Raw genomic sequence first — 505 nt, 5'->3', positions numbered from 1 at the left:
CCGGTGGGTGTCGGTGACCACGCCGCCGCACTGGTAGTGGGCGGCGGGAGCGACCGGGATGAGTCCGGTGCGCGGGTCGATGGCCGCGGCCAGGCAGGAGGCGGTGATGGTCGGGAACCGCTGGGCGAAACCGTCGATGGCGCGGGCATCGAGATAGACGTGCTCGGTGCCCAGTTCGCGCATGCGGGCCGCGATGGCCCGCGACACCACGTCGCGCGGTGCGAGGTCACCGCGCGGGTGCACTCCGGCGGTGACCGAATTGCCCTCGGTATCCACCAGAATCGCGCCCTCACCGCGCACGGCCTCGCTGATGAGCGGTCGCCGCCCCAGCCCGCCGCGCGCGTACAGCACGGTCGGATGGAACTGCACGAACTCGAGATCCGCCACCACCGCGCCCGCACGCAAGGCCAGCGCCACGCCGTCGGCCGTCGCCCCGGCGGGATTGGTGCTGCACGCGTACAGCTGCCCGAGCCCGCCGGTAGCCAGCAGCACGGCGGGCGCGTGC

General features: G+C 73.7%; 1 protein-coding gene. It reads right to left on the bottom strand.

All coding sequences use genetic code 11. From position 1 onward, the window contains the following. A partial coding sequence (locus tag NBRGI_RS27185; protein WP_029900050.1) for an FAD-binding protein occupies nucleotides 1-505 on the bottom strand: 505 nt, incomplete at both ends.

Origin of the sequence: Nocardia brasiliensis IFM 10847, from assembly GCF_000710915.1 — a bacterium.
Classification (GTDB): Bacteria; Actinomycetota; Actinomycetes; order Mycobacteriales; family Mycobacteriaceae; genus Nocardia; species Nocardia brasiliensis_A.
Note: the sequence above shows the minus strand (reverse complement) of the source record. Positions and strands in the feature narration are given on the sequence as shown.